The 7590-nt window shown below is 49.8% G+C and carries 8 protein-coding genes and 3 pseudogenes; 7 read left to right on the top strand and 4 right to left on the bottom strand.

The window, feature by feature from the left end:
• Together BHE85_RS07710 and BHE85_RS27305 are read right to left on the bottom strand one after the other, a co-directional pair.
• Positions 1-165, bottom strand: a 165-nt coding sequence (locus BHE85_RS07710; RefSeq protein ID WP_047664789.1) for an IS1 family transposase, incomplete at its 3' end; no start/stop codon positions are given.
• 55 nt (positions 166-220) lie between these two features.
• Positions 221-286: pseudogene (locus tag BHE85_RS27305) on the bottom strand (YebB family permuted papain-like enzyme); the annotation flags it as partial.
• Positions 287-356: 70 nt separating this feature from the next.
• Between BHE85_RS27305 and yobI the strand changes: the two are divergent.
• From yobI to ruvB, 3 genes are all read left to right on the top strand, one after another.
• The gene (gene yobI, locus BHE85_RS07705) at positions 357-422 is read left to right on the top strand and encodes a stress response small protein YobI (protein WP_001386853.1); all 66 of its coding nucleotides are present in this window, start codon (positions 357-359) and stop codon (positions 420-422) included.
• 138 nt (positions 423-560) lie between these two features.
• Positions 561-1172 carry a Holliday junction branch migration protein RuvA gene (gene ruvA / locus BHE85_RS07700; protein WP_000580323.1) on the top strand — a complete coding sequence of 204 codons (612 nt, stop codon included), beginning with the start codon at positions 561-563 and terminating at the stop codon, positions 1170-1172.
• An 8-nt stretch (positions 1173-1180) separates the two neighbouring features.
• Positions 1181-2191, top strand: coding sequence for a Holliday junction branch migration DNA helicase RuvB (gene ruvB / locus BHE85_RS07695; protein ID WP_000568519.1), 1011 nt, complete (start codon positions 1181-1183; stop codon positions 2189-2191).
• Between the two features lie 49 nt (positions 2192-2240).
• On the opposite strand, the pseudogene znuB reads toward ruvB, so the two are convergent.
• Positions 2241-3025 (bottom strand): annotated as a pseudogene (gene znuB / locus BHE85_RS07690) (zinc ABC transporter permease subunit ZnuB).
• Entirely contained in the window at positions 3022-3777 is a 756-nt protein-coding gene (gene znuC, locus BHE85_RS07685; protein ID WP_000202996.1) for a zinc ABC transporter ATP-binding protein ZnuC, read from the bottom strand. Before znuC ends, znuB begins: the two are co-directional and overlap by 4 nt.
• 78 nt (positions 3778-3855) lie before the next feature.
• Here znuC and znuA point away from each other — a divergent pair, with 78 nt between their 5' ends.
• The 4 genes and pseudogenes from znuA to BHE85_RS07660 form a co-directional block, all read left to right on the top strand.
• Positions 3856-4788: a zinc ABC transporter substrate-binding protein ZnuA gene (znuA, locus tag BHE85_RS07680; protein WP_004983046.1), complete on the top strand. Its 933-nt coding sequence runs from the start codon at positions 3856-3858 to the stop codon at positions 4786-4788.
• Positions 4789-4803: 15 nt separating this feature from the next.
• Positions 4804-6125, top strand: a pseudogene (mepM, locus tag BHE85_RS07675) (murein DD-endopeptidase MepM).
• A 119-nt stretch (positions 6126-6244) separates the two neighbouring features.
• Positions 6245-7216: a lauroyl-Kdo(2)-lipid IV(A) myristoyltransferase gene (gene lpxM, locus BHE85_RS07670; RefSeq protein WP_000448395.1), complete on the top strand. Its 972-nt coding sequence runs from the start codon at positions 6245-6247 to the stop codon at positions 7214-7216.
• Between the two features lie 209 nt (positions 7217-7425).
• A partial coding sequence (locus BHE85_RS07660; RefSeq protein ID WP_047664789.1) for an IS1 family transposase occupies positions 7426-7590 on the top strand: 165 nt, incomplete at its 3' end.

Raw genomic sequence — 7590 nt, 5'->3', positions numbered from 1 at the left:
TTTCTGGTGCGTACCGGGCTGAGAGGCGGTGTAAGTGAACTGTAGTTGCCATGTTTTACGGCAATGAGAGCAGAGATAGCGCTGATGTCCGGCAGTGCTTTTGCCGTTACGCACCACGCCTTCAGTAGCGGAGCAGGAAGGACATCTGATGGAAATGGAAGCCACGCAAGCACCTTAAAATCACCATCATACACTAAATCAGTAAGTTGGCAGCATTACCGGCAGCACCTATACATGTAAAGACGATATCTCCAATTTCATATTCAGCAGGGTAATTAATATTCACGTTGTCATTCCATTGAAATAGATACGAATATACGTAATAGCATAAAAAAATTATTTTTTCAGGAGGTGCAATGTATATTTTTATTACGCATTTCTTCACTGAATACGTAATATTTAAATATTTGCTTCCAATATAACCTGTAGAATAAATCATACTGCGCCATTTTTCAGTTCATCGAGACACCTCGCAAGTTTTCTTCATCCTTCGCTGGATATCTATCCAGCATTTTTTTATCATACAGCATTATCTTTGATTCATTACGCAGGAGCGTCATGTGATAGGCAGACTCAGAGGCATCATCATTGAAAAACAACCCCCGCTGGTGTTAATTGAAGTGGGCGGCGTAGGCTATGAAGTGCATATGCCGATGACCTGTTTTTATGAACTCCCTGAAGCGGGTCAGGAAGCGATCGTTTTCACCCACTTTGTGGTGCGTGAAGACGCGCAACTGCTGTACGGTTTTAACAATAAACAAGAGCGCACATTGTTCAAAGAGTTGATCAAAACCAACGGCGTCGGCCCGAAGTTGGCGCTGGCGATCCTCTCCGGAATGTCAGCGCAGCAGTTCGTTAATGCCGTTGAACGTGAAGAAGTGGGGGCACTGGTGAAACTGCCGGGTATTGGCAAAAAAACCGCCGAACGCTTGATTGTTGAAATGAAAGACCGATTTAAAGGTTTGCATGGCGATCTGTTTACCCCTGCCGCCGACCTGGTACTCACATCACCTGCCAGCCCGGCGACCGACGATGCTGAACAGGAAGCGGTTGCCGCGCTGGTGGCGCTGGGCTATAAACCACAAGAAGCAAGCCGCATGGTGAGCAAAATCGCTCGCCCTGACGCCAGCAGTGAAACATTAATTCGCGAAGCCCTACGCGCCGCGTTATGAGGTAAAGGATGATTGAAGCAGACCGTCTGATTTCTGCCGGTACCACTTTGCCGGAAGATGTAGCAGATCGCGCCATTCGCCCTAAATTACTGGAAGAGTATGTTGGTCAGCCGCAGGTTCGTTCACAGATGGAGATTTTCATCAAAGCAGCGAAACTGCGCGGCGATGCCCTCGATCATTTGTTGATTTTTGGTCCTCCGGGGTTGGGTAAAACTACGCTTGCCAACATTGTCGCCAATGAAATGGGCGTTAATTTACGCACGACTTCTGGTCCGGTGCTGGAAAAGGCGGGCGATCTGGCAGCGATGCTCACTAACCTTGAACCGCATGACGTGCTGTTTATTGATGAGATCCACCGTTTATCGCCAGTTGTTGAAGAAGTGCTGTACCCGGCAATGGAAGACTACCAACTGGATATCATGATTGGTGAAGGTCCGGCGGCACGCTCCATTAAAATTGATTTGCCGCCGTTTACCCTGATTGGCGCAACCACGCGCGCAGGTTCGCTGACATCACCGTTGCGCGACCGTTTTGGTATTGTGCAACGTCTGGAGTTTTATCAGGTGCCGGATCTGCAATATATCGTTAGTCGCAGTGCACGCTTTATGGGGCTTGAGATGAGTGATGACGGCGCGCTGGAAGTTGCTCGTCGCGCTCGCGGTACGCCACGTATTGCCAACCGTCTGCTGCGTCGAGTGCGTGATTTCGCCGAAGTGAAGCACGATGGCACCATCTCGGCAGATATCGCTGCTCAGGCGCTGGACATGTTGAATGTCGATGCTGAAGGTTTCGATTATATGGACCGCAAATTGTTGCTGGCGGTAATCGATAAGTTCTTTGGTGGGCCGGTAGGTCTGGATAACCTGGCGGCGGCTATTGGCGAAGAACGTGAAACCATTGAGGATGTGCTGGAACCTTATTTGATTCAGCAAGGCTTTTTGCAGCGTACACCGCGTGGGCGTATGGCGACGACGCGGGCGTGGAATCACTTTGGCATAACGCCGCCAGAAATGCCGTAAGTCGGATTGGTCGCTCGCGACGCATCCGACAAATGTGTTCAGCGATAGATTAGCTGGCCTGCTTTTTCATCATACTGATAATAAATAACAGTGCTGCACATAGCACCACCGACGGACCGCCGGCGTATCGTAAAATGCGGAAAAGGTTAAACCGCCCGTTACGGCAACCATCCCCACCAACACAGCGACACCTGCCATCTGTTCCGGCGTGCGGGCAAAGCGACGTGCAGTAGCAGCAGGAATAATCAGCAGTGAAGTAATAATCAACGCGCCAACAAATTTCATCGCTACACCAATCGTCAATGCCGTCACCAGCATCAACAACAATTTCACGCGCTGTAATTTCACACCATCAACAAACGCCAGATCCGGGCTAATCGTCATCGACAGCAAATTGCGCCATTGCCAGAACAAAATAGCCACCACGATGACCACGCCAATCGCAATAGCGATGAGATCTTCTGGCGTCACTGCCAGCAAATCACCGAACAGGTAAGCCATCAAATCAACACGAATGTTAGACATCAGACTAACGACCACCAGGCCCAGCGACAGGGCACTGTGCGCCATAATCCCTAATAACGTGTCAAGCGCCAGCTGTGGATGTTTCTCCAGCCATACCAGACCGCCCGCCAGGAGCAGCGTAACGGCAATTACCGCATAGAATGGATTCACGTCCAGCAACAAACCAAACGCGACGCCAAGTAATGAGGCATGAGCCAGCGTATCACCGAAATAAGACATACGACGCCAGACTACAAACGAACCCAGCGGACCCGCGGCACAGGCGAGCATGATCCCGGCTAACCAACCGGGAAATAATAATTCAATCATGAGCGATCATTTCCCCGACGCAAAACAATTCGTCCCTGTAAATCGTGACGATGATTATGATGATGGCGATAGATACCCAGTTGTTCAGCACCACGAGGACCAAACATAGAAATAAACTCCGGATGTAGGGAAACAACTTCCGGTGTGCCGGAACAACAAATGTGGTGATTCAGACACAGCACTTCATCGGTTTTTGCCATTACCAGATGCAGATCGTGAGAGACCATTAAAACGCCACAATCCAGTTCGCGACGCAACTGGTCAATAAGGTCATATAACGCCACCTGGCCATTTACATCCACGCCTTGAGTGGGTTCATCCAGCACTAATAATTGCGGTCGATTTAACAATGCTCGCGCTAACAGTACACGCTGTGTTTCGCCACCAGAGAGCTTTTGCATCGGTGCGTTAATCAGATGCCCGGCCTGGACACGTTTCAGTGCAGGCAAAATATCTTCTTTATGTGTGCCAGGGCGTAAGCGTAAAAAACGGTTTACGGTCAGTGGCAACGTGGTGTCGAGATACAGCTTCTGCGGTACATAGCCGATGCGTAGTTTTCCGTTGCGCTTGATAACCCCTTCATCGGGTGTTACCAGCCCGAGCACTACCCGTACCAGTGTCGACTTACCTGCGCCATTTGGCCCAAGTAAAGTCAAAATTTTTCCAGGTTTAAGTTCCAGCGACACATCAGAGAGGACGCGGCGTTGGCCAAAAGAAACTGAGACATTTTCCAGGGAAACCAGACTTGTCATGTTAATTTTAGTCTTGCAGTAGTCATGAGATGTTATAATATCACACTTCTCATATTCATTACGATGATTGGTCGCATTATGTTACATAAAAAAACGCTTCTTTTCGCAGCATTATCCGCCGCTCTCTGGGGAGGTGCAACACAGGCCGCAGATGCCGCCGTTGTCGCTTCGCTTAAACCCGTTGGGTTCATCGCTTCTGCCATTGCTGATGGTGTAACAGAAACGGAGGTTTTACTGCCTGACGGCGCTTCAGAACATGATTATTCACTGCGTCCATCGGATGTAAAACGCTTACAGAACGCGGACTTAGTCGTTTGGGTTGGCCCGGAGATGGAAGCGTTTATGCAAAAACCGGTAAGCAAATTACTAGGAGCGAAGCAGGTAACGATTGCGCAGCTTGAAGATGTGAAACTGCTACTGATGAAAAGTATTCACGGCGATGATGATGATCACGACCACGCGGAAAAAAGTGAAGAAGATCACCATCACGGCGATTTCAACATGCATCTTTGGCTTTCCCCAGAGATAGCGCGGGCTACAGCGGTTGCAATCCATGGAAAATTAGTGGAACTTATGCCGCAAAGTCGAGCCAAACTTGACGCCAACCTGAAGGATTTTGAGGCACAATTAGCCTCAACCGAAACGCAGGTTGGTAACGAGCTCGCGCCGCTCAAGGGGAAAGGTTATTTCGTTTTTCACGATGCTTACGGCTATTTCGAAAAACAGTTCGGACTGACACCGCTTGGTCATTTTACCGTTAACCCTGAGATTCAACCTGGCGCGCAGCGTTTACATGAAATAAGAACACAGTTGGTTGAGCAAAAAGCAACCTGCGTTTTTGCTGAGCCACAGTTCAGGCCAGCGGTCGTTGAGAGCGTCGCACGAGGGACATCCGTTCGTATGGGAACGTTGGATCCCTTGGGGACGAATATCAAACTGGGTAAAACAAGCTATTCAGAATTCCTGAGTCAATTAGCCAACCAGTATGCGAGCTGCCTGAAAGGAGATTAATGAGGAAGTGATTACGTGCAACAGATAGCCCGCTCTGTCGCCCTGGCGTTTAATAATTTACCGCGACCACACCGCGTTATGTTGGGGTCGCTCACCGTTCTTACTCTGGCCGTCGCTGTCTGGCGGCCCTATGTTTATCACCGCGATGCCACGCCAATTGTCAAAACCATTGAGCTGGAACAGAACGAAATTCGTTCGCTCTTACCTGAAGCCAGTGAGCCGATTGATCAAGCTGCACAAGAAGATGAAGCCATTCCCCAGGACGAACTGGATGACAAAATCGCCGGTGAAGCGGGCGTGCATGAATATGTTGTTTCCACTGGCGATACGCTAAGCAGCATTCTCAATCAGTATGGTATTGATATGGGTGATATCACCAACTGGCTGCGGCCGACAAAGAATTGCGTAACCTGAAAATCGGTCAACAACTCTCCTGGACATTAACCGCGGACGGCGAACTGCAGCGCCTCACCTGGGAAGTGTCTCGTCGTGAAACCCGAACCTATGACCGTACTGCCGCTAACGGTTTTAAAATGACCAGCGAAATGCAGCAAGGAGAGTGGGTTAACAATCTGCTGAAAGGTACCGTCGGAGGGAGCTTTGTTGCCAGCGCCAGAAACGCCGGTTTAACCAGCGCCGAAGTGAGCGCAGTGATTAAAGCCATGCAGTGGCAAATGGATTTCCGCAAACTGAAAAAAGGCGATGAATTTGCGGTGTTAATGTCTCGAGAGATGCTTGATGGTAAACGTGAGCAAAGCCAGCTGCTGGGCGTACGTTTGCGTTCAGAAGGTAAAGATTATTACGCAATCCGCGCTGAGGATGGCAAATTCTACGACCGTAACGGTACTGGTCTGGCGAAAGGATTCTTGCGATTCCCGACGGCGAAACAGTTCCGTATCTCGTCTAACTTTAACCCGCGTCGTACTAATCCGGTGACCGGTCGCGTTGCACCACACAGAGGTGTTGATTTCGCCATGCCGCAGGGTACGCCAGTGCTTTCAGTGGGTGACGGTGAAGTGGTGGTTGCCAAACGCAGTGGCGCAGCAGGTTATTATGTGGCTATTCGTCATGGTCGCAGCTACACCACGCGTTATATGCACTTGCGCAAGATTCTGGTGAAACCGGGACAGAAGGTGAAACGTGGCGACCGTATCGCGCTTTCCGGTAATACCGGACGTTCAACCGGGCCGCATCTGCACTATGAAGTATGGATAAACCAGCAGGCCGTAAACCCGCTGACGGCAAAACTGCCGCGTACCGAAGGGCTGACCGGCTCCGATCGTCGCGAATTCCTGGCGCAGGCCAAAGAGATTGTGCCGCAGCTACGGTTTGATTAATTAACATCCATTCGCAGCCGGTACGCAGTCAGTACCGGCTTTTTTTATTTGGTGCGGGGCAAGTTGCGCCGCTACACTATCACCAGATTGATTTTTGCCTTATCCGAAACTGGAAAAGCATGGAAACGAAAAAAAATAATAGCGAATACATTCCTGAGTTTGATAAATCCTTTCGCCACCCGCGCTACTGGGGAGCATGGCTGGGCGTAGCAGCGATGGTGGGTATCGCTTTAACGCCGCCAAAGTTCCGTGATCCCATTCTGGCACGGCTGGGACGTTTTGCCGGACGACTGGGAAAAAGCTCACGCCGTCGTGCGTTAATCAATCTGTCGCTCTGCTTTCCAGAACGTAGTGAAGCTGAACGCGAAGCGATTGTTGATGAGATGTTTGCCACCGCGCCGCAAGCGATGGCAATGATGGCTGAGTTGGCAATACGCGGACCGGAGAAAATTCAGCCGCGCGTTGACTGGCAAGGGCTGCAGATCATCGAAGAGATGAGGCGTAATAACGAGAAAGTTATCTTTCTGGTGCCGCACGGTTGGGCCGTCGATATTCCTGCCATGCTGATGGCCTCGCAAGGGCAGAAAATGGCAGCGATGTTCCATAATCAGGGCAACCCGGTTTTTGATTATGTCTGGAACACGGTGCGTCGTCGCTTTGGCGGTCGTCTGCATGCGAGAAATGACGGTATTAAACCATTCATCCAGTCGGTACGTCAGGGGTACTGGGGATATTATTTACCCGATCAGGATCATGGCCCAGAGCACAGCGAATTTGTGGATTTCTTTGCCACCTATAAAGCGACGTTGCCCGCGATTGGTCGTTTGATGAAAGTGTGCCGTGCGCGCGTTGTACCGCTGTTTCCGATTTATGATGGCAAGACGCATCGTCTGACGATTCAGGTGCGCCCACCGATGGATGATCTGTTAGAGGCGGATGATCATACGATTGCGCGGCGGATGAATGAAGAAGTCGAGATTTTTGTTGGTCCGCGACCAGAACAATACACCTGGATACTAAAATTGCTGAAAACTCGCAGACCGGGCGAAATCCAACCGTATAAGCGTAAAGATCTTTATCCTATCAAATAAAAAAAAGCCTCTCAAATTATTGAGAGGCTGTACTCGATAAAAAATCTCAATGAGTGTTCCCACTATTTTGAGTTTTTAGGTTAGTACGCTATTGAGTTAATCGTAGCGTGATAATTTCAAAAGGTTTGAACTCAAGATTGCAATATTGATTGCAGGTAATGCTGCCAACTTACTGATTTAGTGTATGATGGTGATTTTAAGGTGCTTGCGTGGCTTCCATTTCCATCAGATGTCCTTCCTGCTCCGCTACTGAAGGCGTGGTGCGTAACGGCAAAAGCACTGCCGGACATCAGCGCTATCTCTGCTCTCATTGCCGTAAAACATGGCAACTACAGTTCACTTACACCGCCTCTCAGCCCGGTACGCACCAGAAA

This window comes from Shigella sp. FC1567, from assembly GCF_001743015.1.
Taxonomy (GTDB): domain Bacteria; phylum Pseudomonadota; class Gammaproteobacteria; order Enterobacterales; family Enterobacteriaceae; genus Escherichia; species Escherichia coli.
Note: the sequence above shows the minus strand (reverse complement) of the source record. Positions and strands in the feature narration are given on the sequence as shown.

Excerpts from the sequence above, each read along its gene's own strand:
- ruvB (WP_000568519.1), top strand. The coding sequence starts at position 1,181 with ATGATTGAAGCAGACCGTCTGATTTCTGCCGGTACCACTTTGCCGGAA.
- znuC (WP_000202996.1), bottom strand. The coding sequence starts at position 3,777 with ATGACAAGTCTGGTTTCCCTGGAAAATGTCTCAGTTTCTTTTGGCCAA.
- lpxM (WP_000448395.1), top strand. The coding sequence starts at position 6,245 with ATGGAAACGAAAAAAAATAATAGCGAATACATTCCTGAGTTTGATAAA.
- znuA (WP_004983046.1), top strand. The coding sequence starts at position 3,856 with ATGTTACATAAAAAAACGCTTCTTTTCGCAGCATTATCCGCCGCTCTC.